Annotated in this window: 18 protein-coding genes and 1 pseudogene; 3 read left to right on the forward strand and 16 right to left on the reverse strand. The window is 57.9% G+C overall.

The window, feature by feature from the left end:
* Nucleotides 1-23 precede the first annotated feature (23 nt).
* The 10 genes and pseudogenes from FJU30_RS27520 to rppH all read right to left on the reverse strand — a co-directional run bounded on the left by FJU30_RS27520 (nucleotide 24) and on the right by rppH (nucleotide 8340).
* A complete protein-coding gene (locus FJU30_RS27520; RefSeq protein WP_317984054.1) occupies nucleotides 24-596 on the reverse strand; it encodes a prepilin-type N-terminal cleavage/methylation domain-containing protein in 573 nt (190 codons plus the stop codon).
* Nucleotides 586-663: pseudogene (locus tag FJU30_RS27660) on the reverse strand (DUF2509 family protein); the annotation flags it as partial. The gene FJU30_RS27520 and the pseudogene FJU30_RS27660, both read right to left, overlap by 11 nt.
* A 196-nt stretch (nucleotides 664-859) precedes the next feature.
* Entirely contained in the window at nucleotides 860-1375 is a 516-nt protein-coding gene (locus tag FJU30_RS17740; protein ID WP_223881626.1) for a YgdB family protein, read from the reverse strand.
* Nucleotides 1372-1956: a prepilin peptidase-dependent protein gene (locus FJU30_RS17745; protein WP_150436317.1), complete on the reverse strand. Its 585-nt coding sequence runs from the start codon at nucleotides 1954-1956 to the stop codon at nucleotides 1372-1374. The genes FJU30_RS17740 and FJU30_RS17745 overlap by 4 nt, the downstream gene beginning before the upstream one ends.
* Nucleotides 1947-2444 (reverse strand): prepilin peptidase-dependent protein, encoded by a 498-nt coding sequence (locus FJU30_RS17750; protein ID WP_150436318.1) that lies wholly within the window; start codon nucleotides 2442-2444, stop codon nucleotides 1947-1949. The genes FJU30_RS17745 and FJU30_RS17750 overlap by 10 nt, the downstream gene beginning before the upstream one ends.
* Nucleotides 2445-2801: 357 nt before the next feature.
* Complete coding sequence (locus FJU30_RS17755) at nucleotides 2802-3530, reverse strand: hypothetical protein (protein WP_150436319.1); 729 nt, start codon at nucleotides 3528-3530, stop codon at nucleotides 2802-2804.
* A 123-nt stretch (nucleotides 3531-3653) separates the two neighbouring features.
* Nucleotides 3654-4448, reverse strand: coding sequence for a thymidylate synthase (gene thyA / locus FJU30_RS17760; RefSeq protein WP_150436320.1), 795 nt, complete (start codon nucleotides 4446-4448; stop codon nucleotides 3654-3656).
* Between the two features lie 53 nt (nucleotides 4449-4501).
* Nucleotides 4502-5368 carry a prolipoprotein diacylglyceryl transferase gene (gene lgt, locus FJU30_RS17765; RefSeq protein WP_150436321.1) on the reverse strand — a complete coding sequence of 289 codons (867 nt, stop codon included), beginning with the start codon at nucleotides 5366-5368 and terminating at the stop codon, nucleotides 4502-4504.
* Nucleotides 5369-5544: 176 nt separating this feature from the next.
* Nucleotides 5545-7791: a phosphoenolpyruvate--protein phosphotransferase gene (ptsP, locus tag FJU30_RS17770; RefSeq protein WP_150436322.1), complete on the reverse strand. Its 2247-nt coding sequence runs from the start codon at nucleotides 7789-7791 to the stop codon at nucleotides 5545-5547.
* Nucleotides 7792-7803: 12 nt separating this feature from the next.
* Nucleotides 7804-8340, reverse strand: a complete 537-nt coding sequence (rppH, locus tag FJU30_RS17775; protein ID WP_150436323.1) for an RNA pyrophosphohydrolase — start codon at nucleotides 8338-8340, stop codon at nucleotides 7804-7806.
* Nucleotides 8341-9035: 695 nt separating this feature from the next.
* On the opposite strand from rppH, the gene mutH reads away from it, so the two are divergent.
* The 3 genes from mutH to FJU30_RS17790 all read left to right on the forward strand — a co-directional run bounded on the left by mutH (nucleotide 9036) and on the right by FJU30_RS17790 (nucleotide 11266).
* Nucleotides 9036-9722 (forward strand): DNA mismatch repair endonuclease MutH, encoded by a 687-nt coding sequence (gene mutH, locus FJU30_RS17780; protein ID WP_150436324.1) that lies wholly within the window; start codon nucleotides 9036-9038, stop codon nucleotides 9720-9722.
* A gap of 174 nt (nucleotides 9723-9896) precedes the next feature.
* On the forward strand, nucleotides 9897-10115 hold the full coding sequence (locus tag FJU30_RS17785) for a YgdI/YgdR family lipoprotein (RefSeq protein ID WP_150436325.1): 219 nt from the start codon (nucleotides 9897-9899) through the stop codon (nucleotides 10113-10115).
* A 110-nt stretch (nucleotides 10116-10225) separates the two neighbouring features.
* The gene (locus FJU30_RS17790; protein ID WP_150436326.1) at nucleotides 10226-11266 is read left to right on the forward strand and encodes an NADP(H)-dependent aldo-keto reductase; all 1041 of its coding nucleotides are present in this window, start codon (nucleotides 10226-10228) and stop codon (nucleotides 11264-11266) included.
* Between the two features lie 113 nt (nucleotides 11267-11379).
* On the opposite strand, the gene FJU30_RS17795 is transcribed toward FJU30_RS17790, so the two are convergent.
* The 6 genes from FJU30_RS17795 to FJU30_RS17820 form a co-directional block, all read right to left on the reverse strand.
* Nucleotides 11380-12096, reverse strand: a complete 717-nt coding sequence (locus FJU30_RS17795) for a YggN family protein (protein ID WP_150436327.1) — start codon at nucleotides 12094-12096, stop codon at nucleotides 11380-11382.
* Nucleotides 12097-12162: 66 nt separating this feature from the next.
* The gene (locus tag FJU30_RS17800) at nucleotides 12163-12489 is read right to left on the reverse strand and encodes a YggL family protein (protein ID WP_150436328.1); all 327 of its coding nucleotides are present in this window, start codon (nucleotides 12487-12489) and stop codon (nucleotides 12163-12165) included.
* Nucleotides 12489-13208: a tRNA (guanosine(46)-N7)-methyltransferase TrmB gene (gene trmB / locus FJU30_RS17805; protein ID WP_150436329.1), complete on the reverse strand. Its 720-nt coding sequence runs from the start codon at nucleotides 13206-13208 to the stop codon at nucleotides 12489-12491. The genes FJU30_RS17800 and trmB overlap by 1 nt, the downstream gene beginning before the upstream one ends.
* A gap of 160 nt (nucleotides 13209-13368) precedes the next feature.
* Nucleotides 13369-13872, reverse strand: coding sequence for a LuxR C-terminal-related transcriptional regulator (locus FJU30_RS17810; RefSeq protein WP_191091640.1), 504 nt, complete (start codon nucleotides 13870-13872; stop codon nucleotides 13369-13371).
* Nucleotides 13873-14223: 351 nt separating this feature from the next.
* Nucleotides 14224-14799: a fimbrial protein gene (locus FJU30_RS17815; protein WP_150436331.1), complete on the reverse strand. Its 576-nt coding sequence runs from the start codon at nucleotides 14797-14799 to the stop codon at nucleotides 14224-14226.
* A 9-nt stretch (nucleotides 14800-14808) separates the two neighbouring features.
* Nucleotides 14809-15966, reverse strand: a complete 1158-nt coding sequence (locus FJU30_RS17820) for a hypothetical protein (protein WP_223881627.1) — start codon at nucleotides 15964-15966, stop codon at nucleotides 14809-14811.
* Nucleotides 15967-16012 lie beyond the last annotated feature (46 nt).

Below are 16012 nucleotides of genomic sequence, written 5' to 3' on the forward strand. Positions count from 1 at the left end.
CTCCCGACGGTATCGCTCGCCCCTCAGCGCAGAGGGCAAAACCAGCGCGCCAGTTCAGCCTGAGCGCGCGCGGGGGTGTGAACCCTCACCTTTACCCGTACGCAGTTATTTTCAACGGGCTGCGTCGTCTGGCTCACCCGCCAGCCGTTCTGGCGCTGGAAAGCGCTCAACAACGTATCTACGCCGGCGGGCCAGACCTCCAGCGCCTGATGCGCCAGCCGCCATGCCTGATGCATTTGCCCGCTGCGGGCAAATGCCTGCTGCACAGCCTGATGATATTGTAATAATCCGGCAAGCGATAGCGAGAACAGCAAAGCGGCTATCAGTGTCTCCGTCAGGCTAAAACCGGTCTGGCGTCGTGGGCGGAAAAACACCGGGTGAGCGGGCGGTTGACGAGGTTGATTATCAGGGATAGGGCTGCAAGAGATCGTAGCGGCGTAAGCCGCCGATAAATAGGTCGGACGCTTATTTGAACAACGCATGCGGCCAGCCAACGGATGGGGCGCCGCATGCGCGCCATGATGGCCCGTCGCCGCGCCCGGTGCGGATATCTCAGACTCACCGGCGGCGCTATCGGCAACTGCGTTAGTCGTCATTCTCACAAAGCCCTTCCTCCCTGAGCGGACAAAAATCCAGCCATCCCTGCGCCAGCATTCGCAGCGCTCCTTCGGTTGATCAGGGGGGATATCTCAGACTCGCCGGCGGCGCTATCGGCAACTGCGTTAGTCGTCATTCTCACAAAGCCCCTCCTCCCTGAGCGGACAAAAATCCAGCCATTCCTGCGCCAGCATTCGCAGCGCTCCTTCGGTTGAACAGGGGGGATATCTCAGACTCGCCGGCGGGGTTGTCGGCAACTGCGTTAGTCGTCATTCTCACAAAGCCCCTCCTCCCTGAGCGGACAAAAATCCAGCCATCCCTGCGCCAGCATTCGCAGCGCTCCGTCGGCGGCAGGGACGTTATCGACGCGGCCTGGCGCGCCGGCGAAGACATCGGCCACGTCATCGGCAGGCCCGGGCATCCGGGCGCGCTGATACAGCCTTAGCGAACGCGCCTCGCCGGGCAATTGCCCTTCGCCGCGCAGCACAACGTCTTCGTCCGCGCGCCCGGTCATCAGCAGGCAGGCCGTCAGGCCGTCCCGCGAGAACTGGCGGCACTGCCACCCCTCATGCCGCGGCCAATCGAGACTTGCGCCCCAGCTAAGCGACGACAGCGCCTGATTAAAGGCGCGCAGATAGCGATGTTCATCGTTGCCCAGCCGCACGGCGGCATCAAGCTGCTGGCGCAGCCCGCCAACCAACAGCAGACCGACAACCAGCAATAGCATCACCATCGCCAGCGTGGCGCCGCCCGCCTGCATGCGATCGGTACGCCTCACTGGTTGCGCCCGCGCATCAGCCAACGCAGCGATCGACGCACGGCGGGCTTTTTCGCCCAGTGACCCGCTATATGCAACTCATACAGCGTGCCGCCCGACTGATGGCCCAGCGCCTGAATGCGCAACGCGGTCACCGCCACCTCCTGCGGATCGAGCAGCTTTTCCCAGCGGTTGCCCTGACAATGACCGACGCCGCGCTGTACTTCAAGCGCCTGCCGACGCAGGCGGTAGCCGAAGGTTTCTGGCTCGCTGTGGTCGTTCGCCTCCCACGCGCCATTGCGGTTCAGATCCCAGCTTGCAATAAAACAGCTATGCGCCGCTTCCCCTTCCGCCTGGCCGATAAACAGCGCGCGGCCCGCGCAGCGGCTGCCGGCGCAAAAACCGGCGCGCCGGATATCCTTTTCCATACTGAACGCCACCTGATTGAACAGCTGTTCCAGCCTGAAATAGTGCGCGCTGCTCTGACTCTGGCTGCGCAACAGCGGGTAAAGCTGCGCCGCCGCCAGCAGTATCACACCCCCGAGGCTAAGCGCCAGCAGCGTTTCCGGCAGGGTGAACCCGGCAGAGCCCGCTATTCGCATCGCGGCAACGCCAGTATTGCCTGCCGTTCGCTACACAGGCGCAGACGCCCGCGAACGGAGATCACCAGCCGAATACGGCCGGCCGGATTAGCCAGCGTCAGATGCCCCGGCTGCGCTGCATTGCGCAAGCCATAAAAATCGAACCTACGGGCGGTATACTCCGCCAGCTCGATGCGACGGTCATCCGGCATGAAGACCCGCGCGCCGCCGGCGGATGGACAGCCGCCCGCCGGCGAAAACCCCGTCACCAGGCACCAGCCGGACCCGGCGTGAATGACCCAAAGCGTGCGGTTGTGATTGTGCCAGCGGGCGCCGGCCTGCGCCCGAGTCAGAAAATCAAGTAACTGACGGGCATGCTGCTCCAGCCGCAAGGCTTGCAAATACGCGTGACCGCTCCGCAAACCGCCGCCCGCCATCAACGCCACCAGCATTATCGCCATCAGTAACTCCGGCAGGGTAAAACCCTGCTGACGCATTAATTTTTTCATGGCGCTGACTATAGCGCTCAGGCGGTGAAACGACAGAAGCGGTCGCCAACGCCGCGCGGAACTGCGCAATGTTTTATGGTTGAATGGCGAGAATACAGCGAATTTTTCCGGCGGAGTTCAGAAAACGGCGACCTGGGCAACGAACCAGCGGAGGAGGATGCCAACGGCAGAGACAAGACAGGCGGCGAGAGGAACGCCGATAACGGGCGCCTCCCCCGGCCGCTCAGGCCGCTAAATCCGGAGAGGCGATACCGTCAAAACCGGCATCAACGCGGGCCGCAAACCCGGCTCAGCGAGGCAAGTCGCCGGGTGATAACGCGAGCCCGCACACGGCAGGAAGTCCGGCGGGTGGCGCAATCAATGATTGGGGGACGCGGCCATCACGGCCAGACCGACCGGCACGATAATAATGTCGCCAGCCAGCGTCAACGGCGTGGAAATCGCATTTCCCACCAGATTCAGCGCACTGAAAGAGGTTTCCATTTCATTGGTATAAAACTCAATTTTATAGCTCTGGCTAAAAGTTTCCGGCTGCTGTAAGTCTGACTTGATTCTGCGCTTATCGATAAATACGCCGCTAATTTCAATATATTTGTAATAACTTTTCTTGCCATCGCTGAAACCCAGCCTGCTGATTTCAGCAATCTCGTCCGGTGTGAACTGGCGTTTATCTTTCTCGATTTTTATCAACACCGCGTCGCTAAAAGCGCCGTCGGTTTGCGCATCGGTTTTCCTGGTTAACTCAAACTGCAGCGCATCGGCAGAGTAACCGGAGACAAAGTGATATTTCTGCATATATTTGTCGAGCGGCTCCAGCGCGTCCGCCCCTTTAGTCAGAAAATAAATATATTTCTCGCCGCTAAAACCGATACCGTCGGCAGGAAGAGCCACCTTATTGTCGCCCGCCCCCTCTGAGGAGATTTTTAGATCGTGCCAGCGAAACGAGGCCACGACATTGTCAGTAAAAACGACTTTCTTAACGTACTTCTTTTCGTTAACGGGATTTGTCTGCCATTGATAAAGCGTACAGCCGGTCAACATCAGCAAGGAAAGGAGCATTGAGACAACGATCGTTATGGATTTCATGAACAAGTTCTCTATATTCCCAGGAAACAACGTTTGAAGCGCTTTTCAACGGCCGTTCCACGCGCGCAGGCCGATAAAAAACGACGCGCCCGGCATTTTTATTGATGCCGGGCGCAACAGGTGTTAAATCGCCACCGGCGCTTTAATCGCCGGATGCGGATCGTAGCCTTCGATATCGAAATCTTCAAAGCGATAATCGAACAGCGACGCCGGACGGCGTTTAATCACCAGTTTCGGCAACGCGCGCGGCGTGCGGCTCAGCTGCAGCCGGGTCTGTTCCAGATGGTTGCTGTACAGGTGCGTATCGCCGCCGGTCCAGACAAAATCGCCCACCTGCAAATCGCACTGCTGCGCCATCATATGCACTAGCAGCGCATAGCTGGCGATATTAAACGGCAGACCGAGGAAGATATCGCAGGAGCGCTGGTAAAGCTGACAGGACAGCTTGCCGTCGGCCACGTAGAACTGGAAAAACGCGTGGCAGGGAGCCAGCGCCATTTGATCCAGTTCGCCCACGTTCCAGGCGGAAACGATGATGCGGCGCGAATTGGGGTCCTGTTTGAGCTGCTGCAGCACCGTCGCCAGTTGGTCGATCTGACGGCCGTCCGCCGCGCCCCAGGCGCGCCATTGCTTACCGTATACCGGTCCCAGATCGCCGTTCTCATCCGCCCATTCATCCCAGATGCTGACCTTGTTCTCATGCAGATAAGCGATATTGGTATCGCCCTGCAGAAACCACAGCAACTCATGAATAATGGAGCGCAGATGGCAGCGTTTAGTGGTCACCAGCGGAAAACCTTCCTGCAAATTGAAACGCATCTGATGGCCGAAGATGGACAGGGTTCCGGTGCCGGTGCGGTCGTCTTTCGGCGTGCCCTCTGTCAGCACTTTTTTCATCAGGTCCAGATACTGTTTCATGACTCACTTCCTCACTACATTAATAAAATTTGTACGCCGGCCGGGTAAACCGGTTACCGGGCGGCGCGGGCCCTGCGCTGCGCCCAAAGCATCATTATCACGCCGGCCAGCACCATCGGCACAGACAGAATCTGCCCCATGCTGACAAGGCCGCTGAACAGACCCAGTTGCGCATCCGGCTGGCGGAAAAACTCCACAATAATGCGGAACAGCCCGTAACCGATCAGGAACAGGCCGGAAACGCTGCCCATCGGGCGCGGCTTACGGATAAACAGATTCAGAATAATAAACAGCGCGATCCCTTCCAGCGCCATTTCATACAGCTGCGAAGGGTGGCGCGGCAGCACGCCGTACTGATTGATAATTTCCTGCCACTGCGGGTTACCGGCCGCCAGCGCCAGGTCTTCGCTGCGCGATCCGGGAAACAGCATGGCCCACGGCGTATCCGTCGTGACCCGGCCCCACAGTTCGCCGTTGATGAAATTGCCCAGCCGTCCGGCGGCCAGGCCAAAGGGGATCAGCGGCGCGATAAAGTCAGAGACCTGAAAGAAATGACGCCGGGTACGGTGAGCGAACCACAGCATGACGCAGATCACCCCAACCAGACCGCCGTGGAAGGACATGCCGCCGTCCCACACCCGAAACAGATAGAGCGGGTCGTCAAGGAAAGAGGGAAAAGCGTAGAACAATACATAACCGATACGCCCGCCAAGGAACACGCCCAGAAACCCCATATACAGCAGGTTCTCCACTTCCTCTTTTTTCCAGCCGCTGCCCGGCTTGTTGGCACGGCGCACCGCCAGCCACATAGCGAAGACAAAACCGACCAGATACATCAGCCCGTACCAGTGCAGGGCCACCGGACCAATGGAAAATATCACGGGATCAAACCGGGGAAATGCCAGATAGCTCGTCGTCATCGATCACCACATTTATCATCTATTTCCCTTGTTCAGGGGGATTAACACGCTGATACGCAGCCATTAGCCGAACTGCGCAGCCAGCGAGGGCTGGCGCATAATAGCATAGCGCGGCAGGCGGGGGAGGCAATCGGACAGGAAAATTCGTACACGCCATACGGCCTGCGGCCTTAGCGTCAGCGCCCGCCGCGAATCAGACCGCCGAGCCCTTGTTGCTCAATAAAGGCCGACAATTGCTGACGCACGCCGCTGGCCGTTTGCATCTGCAGCGCCTGCTGCGCCAGACGTTGCGCATCGTCCAGAGCAATGTTGCGCAACAGGTATTTGATGCGCGCCACGCTGTAGCCGTTCATGCTGAGCGTGCGATAACCCAGGCCGACCAACAACAGCGCGCCCAGCGGCTCGCCGGCGAGTTCTCCGCACAGGGAGACGGGCAACTCGTAACGCTGACACTGCGATATGATGTGATCGAGCACCTGCAGGATAGCCGGATGCAGGCTGTCATACAGCGCGGCGACGCGGGTGTTGTTGCGATCGACCGCCAACAGGTACTGGGTTAAATCGTTGGTGCCCACCGAGATAAAATCGACCCGCCGCGCCAGATGAGGCAGCATAAAGACCATCGACGGCACTTCGAGCATGATGCCGATGTTGGGGCGCGGCAGCGGCTGCCCCAACCGTTCCTGCACCTCCAGCACCGCGCGTTCAATCAGACGGCGCGCATCGTCCACTTCATCCAGGCTGCTGATCATCGGCAACAGAATGCCGAGATTGCCGGCCCGCGCGTTGGCGCGCAGCATCGCTCGGATCTGAATCAGAAAGATCTCCGGCTGATCGAGGGTAATTCGAATGCCGCGCCAGCCGAGACAAGGGTTTTCTTCGCTGATCGGCAGGTAAGGCAACTGTTTGTCCGCGCCGATATCCAGCGTGCGCAGAACCACCGGACGGCCGGGATAGAGCTGTAGCATGCTTTCATACTGCGCCACCTGCTCATCCTCCGACGGGAAGCCGCTCTGCAGCATGAACGGGATCTCCGTGCGATACAGCCCGACGCCGTCGACCTGGCTGCTGAACAGACGCTCCTGCTCGGCGCTGAGTCCGGCATTCAGCATCACCTGAATGCGCTCGCCGCTTTTCAACGCCGCCGGAACATCGCGATCGTCCGCCGCCAGCCGCGCCAGCTCCTGTTCCCCCTGCACCAGACGCTGATACTCCTGCAGCAGCATCGGCTCCGGATCGACCAGCAGTTCGCCGCGATAACCGTCCACCACCAGCAGACGCTGGTGCAGCAGCGCCGGCTGAATATCCGCGCCCATCAGCGTCGGGATGCCCATCGCGCGCACCAGAATCGCCGCGTGCGAATTGGCCGCTCCGTCGCACACCACCACGCCGGCCAGCCGCTCGGGCGGCACTTCGGCCAACAGCGTGGCCGTCAGTTCGTCGGCCACCAGCACAAAGCGCTCCGGCCACTGCTGCACTCCAGGCGCGTTATCGCCGAGATGATAAAGCAGGCGCTGACCGAGCATGCGCAGATCTCCGGCACGTTCGCGCATGTAGGTATCCTTCAGGGCGGCGAACTGACCGGCGAAACGTTCGATCACCTGACGCACCGCCCATTCCGCCACGCTGCCGGCGTCCACTTCGACGAACAGTTCGCGTTTCAGCCGTGCGTCATTCAGCAGGTGTGAATAAAGATCGAAAATGGCGGCGCTCTCTTTCTGCGACCCGGCGCTGAAGCGTTTGCTGAAACGCCGGAATTCGCTGGTCGCGTCTTCCAGCGCCTGGGTCAGACGAGTGCGCTCCCGCTCCGTATCGAGACTGGAGGCCTGGTAAACCTGCTCCAGCACCGGCTGAGTGCAGTCCTGCCAGCCAGGCGCTATCGCTACGCCGGGCGCGGCCGGCAGCGCCCTGATGCGCGTCTGCCGGTACTGGCCGAACAGCGCGTTGAGCTGCGATTGCGAAAGAATGCCGGCCATCTGCGTCGCCAGCGTCACCATAAATGACTCTTCGCTCTCGTCAAACTGACGCAGCGCGCGCTGTTGCACCACCAGAACGCCGAGCAAATGGCGCCGGTGAATGATCGGTACGCCCAGGAAGGAACGGAAATGGTGTTCTTTAACGGCGGGAATAAATTTAAAGCTGGGATGACTCTGCGCATCCGCGAGATTGATCGGTTCGGCCAGTTGCCCGACCAACCCCACCACGCCCTGCCCGAAGGCCAGAGTCACCGCCTGACCGCGCGGTTTTTTCAGGCCGCGCGTGGCCATCAGGTAGTAACACTGGTGCTCGTGATCGGCCAGATAGACCGAACAAACTTCGGTATCCATCGCCAGACAGGTTTCGTTAACCAGGATGTCCAGCGCATCTTTCAGGCGCGCGGCGGACGCAACTTTTTCAACGACTTCTCGCAAGCGCGTGAGCATGATGAGCGATCATTACCCTCTTTTCCGCCGGGAATGCGTACCGGAAGATGGCCTGGCCACGGCCGCACTCTCCTGGAGCAAAATAACCGGGCTAATAAATTCCTTCATCACCCGGCGATACACGTCTCGTTTGAACGAAACCACCTGCCGAACAGGATACCAGTAGCTGACCCAGCGCCAGCCGTCAAATTCAGGCGTGCTGCTGCGCTGCATATTGATATCGGCTTCATTGCACATTAACTGTAGCAGAAACCATTTTTGCTTCTGACCAATACACACCGGTTTTGTATCCCAACGCACCAAACGTTTAGGCAATTTATAGCGCAGCCAGTTGCGGGTAAAAGCGAGGATGCGCACGTCCTTTTTCCTCAGCCCCACCTCTTCGAACAGCTCGCGGTACATCGCCTGTTCTGCACTTTCTCCAGGGTTTATCCCCCCCTGCGGAAACTGCCAGGAGTGCTGCCCATAACGCCGGGCCCATAGCACCTGGCCGTGCCGATTGCAGATAACAATACCAACATTCGGGCGGTAGCCATCATCATCGATCACCGGACTACCTCAATAAACATCAATGCAAAGATGACCTGATTGTTTCACACTCCCGGCAGGCGGTAAACCACTGTCTGGAAGGGATGTGGCCGCCGTTCGCTCTGGATAACTTGCCCCGGCGGGATAAGTTATAAACATGTAAAGTCTCTGCATCGGGTTTTATTCACTTTTTCTGTGGACATCTTTGTGCAGAACTTCGTTAAAATATGGGTAAAACTTATTATAGCCGACTTAATCACGTCGCAAAGATATAAAAATTACCCTTTATTTTCATAAAAATAAAATCAATACCCACAGCAACGCATCGCGTCGACACGGAACCGGATCCGACGATCTTTGCAACTGGCGAAAGATCAAACGCCCTGTTACTTATCCACAAGGCAAACGATAAAATAAGATAAAATCCAGGCAAAAACAGTAAATGGCCTCAGCGTCAAGGCTGTAAATCAAACCAGTAGTGGGATAAATTGGCTGTTATCCCATAAATCTGTGGATAACATGGTGTAAGATCCTGTTTATTGCCGGTGTCTTGTCATGCACAACCTGTTTCCGTCAGCGCGCGACAGGCTAAACGGCAATAAAAAAACGCTATGAATCATGCTATTATTAGACGCCCGTTGATCCGGCGGCGTGAACTTTTTACCGCCCGCGCCGACTGTATTTTTTTTAAGCAACAAAATAGCGGACCTGTGTGTATGCATTTATCCTCAATTCTGCCCGAACCGCCTCAGGATGAGCAGACGCTGTTCCAGCGTGCCCTGGCGCTGGCCGGCTACAGCCTCGGCGAACTGGCGCAAGCCGCCGCGCTGCCCATTCCGGCCAATCTGAAACGCGATAAAGGCTGGATCGGCCTGCTGCTGGAACGCTATCTGGGCGCCAGCGCGGGCAGTAAACCCGAACAGGATTTTCCGCAACTGGGCATTGAACTGAAAACCATCCCGATCGATGAACAAGGCCGGCCGCTGGAAACCACCTTTGTCTGCGTCGCTCCGCTGACCGGCAATAGCGGCGTTACCTGGGAGAGCAGCCACGTGCGCCATAAGCTGGCGCGGGTGCTGTGGATTCCGGTGGAAGGCGCACGCCACATTCCGCTGGCGGAGCGCCGCATCGGCACGCCGCTGTTGTGGAGCCCGAGCGCCAGCGAGGAGGAGCAGTTGCGGCGCGACTGGGAAGAGCTGATGGATTTGATCGTGTTAGGCCGGGTGGAAAATATTACCGCTCGCCACGGCGAAGTGCTTCAGTTACGCCCCAAGGCCGCCAACAGCCGGGCGCTGACCGAAGCAATCGGCGAACACGGCCAGCCGATTCTGACCCTGCCGCGCGGCTTCTATCTGAAAAAAACCTTTACCGCCCCGCTGCTGGCGCGCCATTTTCAGCTGTAGCAGCCCTTGCCCTGCCGGCGCAAGTCGCCCGGCGACCCTGTCTGGCTGAAAATTACTGTTTCTTCGTTTACTCGCAGATAACTTCCTTTACACTCTACGGGCTTGACTACATCAAGTTTTTTGCCAGGCTAAATTTCACCCTAAATATTCAACCAACAGAAAGGATGACTGCTGATGAAATTATGGACAAGCGTGTTGACCACGCTGGCCATTGCTTTAACGCTATCCGGCTGCGCCAGCGACTATGTAATCGCGACCAAAGAGGGGCAGATGTTGCTGACGCAAAGCAAGCCGAAAGAGGATAAATCAACTGGATTAATCAGTTATATTGATGAACAAGGAACGGAGCGACAGATTAATCGCGCTAACGTTTCCCAAATCATCGAGCGCTAATGCCGCTGCCGCCGGACGGAATCGCTTTCCCGCGTCTCCCGGACTGGTTATAGTCAAAGTCAGGTATAGGTCACTTCATCTGCTATTTTCAGACATAAAGGAAGCAGGCAATGCTATATCACCGTATTCCCCACAGCTCTTTGGAAGTCAGCATACTGGGCCTTGGCACCATGACCTTCGGCGAACAGAACAGCGAGGCCGACGCGCACGCCCAACTCGATTACGCTATAGCCGCCGGCGTTAACCTGATTGATACGGCGGAGATGTATCCGGTGCCGCCCCGGCCCGAAACCCAGGGACGGACGGAAAGCTATATCGGCTCCTGGCTGAAAAAACGCGGCGGACGCGAAAAAATTGTGCTGGCCACTAAAGTGGCGGGACCGGTGCGCGGCAACGACAGCGGCATTCGCCCGCAGCAGATGCTGGACCGCAAGAATATTCGCGCGGCGCTGGACGCCAGCCTGTCGCGGCTGAATACCGACTACATCGATTTGTACCAGCTGCACTGGCCGCAGCGTCAGGCCAACTTTTTTGGCCGGCTGAACTACCAGTACAGCGATGAGAAACCGGCGGTCACCCTGCTGGAAACGCTGGAAGCGCTGGCGGAACAGGTGCGCGCCGGCAAGATTCGCTACGTCGGCGTATCGAACGAAACGCCCTGGGGCGTGATGCGCTATCTGCAACTGGCCGAGAAACACGATCTGCCGCGCATCGTCTCGATCCAGAACCCCTACAGCCTGCTCAACCGCAGCTTTGAGATCGGTCTGGCCGAGATCAGCCAGCACGAAGGCGTCGAACTGCTGGCTTATTCCGCCCTGGCATTCGGCACCCTGACCGGCAAATATCTGCACGGCGCCCGGCCGGCCGGCGCTCGCAATACGCTGTTCAGCCGTTTCGGCCGCTATTCCACGCCCCATACCGAACAGGCCATTGAGGAGTATGTCAATCTGGCGCGACGCCACGGGCTGGATGCGGCGCAGATGGCGTTGGCTTTTGTGCGCCAACAGCCGTTTGTCGCCAGCACCCTGCTGGGCGCCACTTCGGTCGAACAGTTGAAAGTGAATCTGGACAGTCTTGAGTTGCAGCTGAGCGAAGAGGTGTTGGCGGAACTGGAGCTGATCCATCAGCGCTTCACGATTCCGGCGCCCTGATCAGCCCCAAAGGCGGCGAACATAACCGCCCGAAGCAAAACTGGAGAGGATTTATCGCCGGTAAGACACACGCTCCGCGCTCACCGGCTGTGCAAGATGACGGGGCTAACGGCTTATTTCAGCGCCTGCGATAGCTCGCGGCGCTGGTTTTCCAGCCCCTGCGCGCGCTGGCATACGTCGCGACCGAATGCCTGAAACGCCTGCTCCTGGTTATTCCATTCGCGTTGAATCGCCTGCTGCAATCCGCCTAAATTGCCCATCAGCGCCTGCAGCGGATTATTCCCCTGGCCGCTCAGTTGCTTCACGCCCATCTCATTCAGGCTGTCCTGCAGCACGCCGCCCAGGCTTTGCTGCACGATCTGCCGACCGTCCTGCTCTACCTGTTTAATCGCCTGATGGTGAAACGCCAGACCGTCGTCGCGCGGCTCGATAATACGACGCATCTGCTGCCTCAGCTGATCGTTCAGCGTAGTCAGCCGGTTGCGCACGTTGCTGTCGCTGCCCAGTTCCTGCACGATCACGTTATCCAGCGCCACTCTGGCTTTTTCCAGATGCTGCTGCGCGCCCTGATCAATCCACGGCAGTTGCTGACGCAGCGACTGCTGATAATGCTTCGCCTGCTGGCGTTGTTCATCATTGAGCGTCAGCGCGGCGCCGTCGCGCACTATCTCCCCTTGCGGAGAAATCACTAAATTGCCGCTGGCGCCGACGACTTGCACATTTTGTCGGCTGATGATGATGTCGTCCTGCGGATTGACGTCGCACTGCCAGGCCGCCTGCACCTGCGAAGTCAGCAACATCAATACAACTAGCGCTATGTTACGCAACATAAAATCTCCGGAAAGCAGCAGGGCCGGCGCGGCGAACGCGCGCCCTGGACACCAAACGAATACGGTTTAATCCCACCAGATGTCAAACAGTTCACCCACTCTGACCTCAAGCAACTGATGCGCTTCCAGCCACTGTTTCACCGTTTCGCGCTGAGCGTCGGTACAGTGCCCCATCTGCTGCAGACAAATCAGCCCTTCCCAGTGCAGGTAACCGCTACCCTCATAGGCCAGCCCGTTCGGCTCGATCACTTCATCAATGAACAGATCCAGCGTGCGATCGATCTCTTCCACGCTGGTGCCTTCGGCGAAGTACCAGCTTACTGAAAAGCCCAGCTCCTGGAATTCATCAATGTGTAACTTTTTACGTAAACGACGACTGCGATTGTTAGCCATTATGCCACCCTCTCAAACATCAGATCCCACACGCCGTGCCCCAGCCGCTGGCCGCGCGCCTCAAATTTAGTCAGCGGACGAGACTCCGGCCGCGGTACATAATCATTATTTGCCGACAGATTGCGATAGCCGTTCACGGAACGCATAACATCCAGCATATGCTCCGCGTAAGGTTCCCAGTCGGTGGCCATGTGAAATACCCCGCCGGGCTTCAGCTTACTCAGCACCAGCTCCACAAACGGCGCCTGGACGATACGACGCTTGTTATGACGCGCCTTATGCCAGGGATCGGGGAAAAACAGCTGCACCATGTCCAGCGAGGCCGCGGGGATCATATTTTCCAGCACCTCCACCGCATCGTGGCACATCACGCGCAGATTGCCGATCGCCGCTTCCTGCGCCGAGGACAGGCAGGCGCCCACGCCGGGCAGATGCACCTCGATGCCGAGGAAGTTCTGCTCCGCATGCTGCGCGGCCATACTGACCAGAGACGCGCCCATACCGAAGCCGATCTCCAGCACCAGCGGCGCCTCGCGGCCAAACAGCGCGGAAAAATCCAGCGGCTGCGGCTGGTACTCCACGCCCATCACCGGCCAGTAGTGGTCCAGAGCCAGCTGTTGCCCTTTGGTCAATCGCCCCTGGCGCCGAACAAAGCTGCGGATACGTCGCAAAGGACGGCCATTTTCATCAAATTTCGGTGAGATGACGTTGTTAATCATAGTGCTTACTGTCTTGTCAGGGGTTATGAAACAAGCACGCAGTATAATAGATACCTATAAAAAATTCTTTTCATATCACCCCCGGGCGTAACAACCCGGCGGGCGGGGGGCAAGAAGGATCAGGAATCGTATTCAGGACAGCGGGTTATCCGCCGTCCGCTCAAAGGTAACGATAAATATCCTGGAGTTTATGGCAGTTGAGTTTTTTCAGCACTTCATGGCGCTGAGCATAAATGGTTTTGATGCTGCGGTTTCTTTCCTGCGCGGCGTACTTCGCCTGGCGACCCGACAGCAGGCTGATAAACACCGCCATCTGGCAACGGGCGAGGATAGACTTTATCCCGAACGCTGCCCCGGCCGTCGGCTGGCGCAACCGTTCGCACAGGAAGTGGTCGAGCGACTGAACCGTACAGCGTTCGGTAGCCAGCAACAGCGGCTCGATATTTTTATAGCAGCGGATTAGCAGAGCAAGAAGATTGCTTTTGCCGAGAACCAGCAGACGGCGTTTGCTTATCGCGCCAGCATTTCTCTCATCTGAAGCAAAACGCAGGAAAAAGTCCAAATCACGCACAGTGAGCAACACGAAAATAAGGCAGTCCGCACGTGGAATACGGGAAACATGCTTAGCGTCGTTATTTTCCAGCTCGGGAATGGGATAACACATAACGGCTTCGGATTGATGAATAATGTCATCACACAAATACTTAACCGTCTGATAATAATAATTGCAGGACGTCACGATAATTATTTTAGGCTGGCACATAACAGCTCCGGAGATAAAAAAGTCCCGACCGGTGGCCGGACGAAAAATATAGGACTCTGGCCCACATCATTCTGTTTGCAGGGAAATACGGTCAGAAACCGATTTGAACAGCGTTAACGCATACCCGCAGGAAAACGTCCCGGAGGGACCGGATAATGGCGCGCAGCCAACCTACCTGCAACCTAAAGCCTGAAGCCTGAAGCCTGAAGCCTGAAGCCTGAAGCCTGACGGGATACCGACAAATATGGGCGTCTACTGATAGCTTAGTTTAAAATTGGCGCTGGCCGTATAATCTCCCGCGGTTAAACGCTCATCGCTGATTTTTTCCAGCCTGGCCCTGAAGTTTAACCGGTTATCCCCCGCCTCCAGATGCATCCACGGCGTCGATTCATTGAGCGCCAGCAATCGTTCGGCGTAGTAGATACCGATGGCCGCGCCCTGGGCGATCGACGCCGGGTCCAGCGCCAGCCGGCCTGCCGCTCCCCCGGCCTCCGGGCCGCTGAAGGTGACGGCCACATCCTGGCGGGTTTCGGTGCTGCAGCCGGTTAACTGAATGGCGAAATCCCGCCAGGCGCCGTGATTATCGACCTGCAGCTCGCGCGTGGACGTCTCGCCCAGATCCACATCGATATTGGCGTCGCCGGGATTTAACCTGCAGGGCGCGTCCACCACCCTGACATGAAAGGTCACGTCATAGTTATTATCCTGCTGCGCGGCGGAACTCCGGCTAAACACCATCGTTTTCGCCTGCGCCTGCCCGCTCGTCATAATTAGCAACAGCAAAAATCCAGCCGCCGGCCAATAGGCAATTTTATCCTGCCGTTTCATTGCCGCCCCTCAGTTATAGTTGAAGCGAAGAACAATATATTTTTCCACGTCGCCCGTTACGGCAACATCCGACGCATACAGTCTGGCGGTATAATTTTTTTCCACCGTTCCGCTGGCCGACGTCAGATTATTGACAAAGCCGACGAATTGATTAAACGGAATATTATTTCCCGTCGAACCATCTTCGATTTTTAACGTCGAACCATTGCCCATATCCATACCGTCAATGCCAGTCAGCGTGTTATTTTTGGCCATTGCGTCGAAGTTAATATATAAATTAAACCCCTGGCCGCAATCCTCCCCGCCGTCGGTCGTCGCGTCGATCCGAAAATTCTGTTGCGCCAGCAAACCGGCGGCGGCGCTGGTCCACGACGGAATCGTGCCGAAGTCGATGTAGCTGTCAGGCGAAACCCGCACATTAGCCGAACATTGGATGACATCAATATTATGTAAGCCGGAGAGCGTCAGCTTGTAGTTGCCGCCGGGTTTATTGTTGATGCCCAGTTCGCCGTCCACCTGGAAAACGTCCAGCGAATCAGCCCCGGATGAGGTATTGCTGATTTCGCCGATCTTCTCCAGGTAGACCTGTACCGTCGCCGGCACCATGGTCGGATTGGCGGGCGGGCGGCTGCCGGACGGCCCCGGCGCGACCCATGCGCCGGTCGACACGCGTGAATTAGTATTGCCGCCGCCGGCCACCACGCCGAGGTCCTGACCGTTATAGATAATGCCGATACCGATACCCGTTCCAATCATCGCGCCGTATGGATTGGGGTAAAAGTAGGCATACTCGCCATTCGGCTTGACGCTTTTGTAGGCCCAGCAGGCCAGGTTGCGGCTGTAGCTTTTCGATGTCCACAGACGGCTGCCCAGCGGCAGGGTGGAGGGAATTTTCAGCGAACCGATATCCTCCAGATCGGACACCGGACCGGTGACCGTATCCTTACGGCACTCCAGCGCCGCGGCGTCCAGCGACAGCAGCGACAGCGCGCCGCCGCAGACCAGCATCGCCAGCCCGCGCAGACGAAAGCCGAATAAGCGAGGCGCGGACGCGCCGGACGTATTTTCTCGCCGGCGCGTCCGCTCATGCGCTGGAGCGACGGCCTCGCGGGGGCCGGTGACCATCGCCTGCAAGCGACGGCCGAATACATTCAGAATCGATATCATCGTTCACTCTCTTATAGATAGCCGCCAGACGGCAGGATGCGGGCAG

The sequence above is a fragment of the Affinibrenneria salicis genome, from assembly GCF_008710095.1.

Coding starts and splice junctions, on each gene's coding strand:
- FJU30_RS27520 (WP_317984054.1), bottom strand. CDS start 596: ATGACGACTAACGCAGTTGCCGATAGCGCCGCCGGTGAGTCTGAGATA.
- FJU30_RS17745 (WP_150436317.1), bottom strand. CDS start 1,956: ATGCGAATAGCGGGCTCTGCCGGGTTCACCCTGCCGGAAACGCTGCTG.
- FJU30_RS17750 (WP_150436318.1), bottom strand. CDS start 2,444: ATGAAAAAATTAATGCGTCAGCAGGGTTTTACCCTGCCGGAGTTACTG.
- FJU30_RS17755 (WP_150436319.1), bottom strand. CDS start 3,530: ATGAAATCCATAACGATCGTTGTCTCAATGCTCCTTTCCTTGCTGATG.
- thyA (WP_150436320.1), bottom strand. CDS start 4,448: ATGAAACAGTATCTGGACCTGATGAAAAAAGTGCTGACAGAGGGCACG.
- lgt (WP_150436321.1), bottom strand. CDS start 5,368: ATGACGACGAGCTATCTGGCATTTCCCCGGTTTGATCCCGTGATATTT.
- ptsP (WP_150436322.1), bottom strand. CDS start 7,791: ATGCTCACGCGCTTGCGAGAAGTCGTTGAAAAAGTTGCGTCCGCCGCG.
- mutH (WP_150436324.1), top strand. CDS start 9,036: ATGCATTTATCCTCAATTCTGCCCGAACCGCCTCAGGATGAGCAGACG.
- FJU30_RS17785 (WP_150436325.1), top strand. CDS start 9,897: ATGAAATTATGGACAAGCGTGTTGACCACGCTGGCCATTGCTTTAACG.
- FJU30_RS17790 (WP_150436326.1), top strand. CDS start 10,226: ATGCTATATCACCGTATTCCCCACAGCTCTTTGGAAGTCAGCATACTG.
- FJU30_RS17795 (WP_150436327.1), bottom strand. CDS start 12,096: ATGTTGCGTAACATAGCGCTAGTTGTATTGATGTTGCTGACTTCGCAG.
- FJU30_RS17800 (WP_150436328.1), bottom strand. CDS start 12,489: ATGGCTAACAATCGCAGTCGTCGTTTACGTAAAAAGTTACACATTGAT.
- trmB (WP_150436329.1), bottom strand. CDS start 13,208: ATGATTAACAACGTCATCTCACCGAAATTTGATGAAAATGGCCGTCCT.
- FJU30_RS17810 (WP_191091640.1), bottom strand. CDS start 13,872: ATGTGTTATCCCATTCCCGAGCTGGAAAATAACGACGCTAAGCATGTT.
- FJU30_RS17815 (WP_150436331.1), bottom strand. CDS start 14,799: ATGAAACGGCAGGATAAAATTGCCTATTGGCCGGCGGCTGGATTTTTG.
- FJU30_RS17820 (WP_223881627.1), bottom strand. CDS start 15,966: ATGATATCGATTCTGAATGTATTCGGCCGTCGCTTGCAGGCGATGGTC.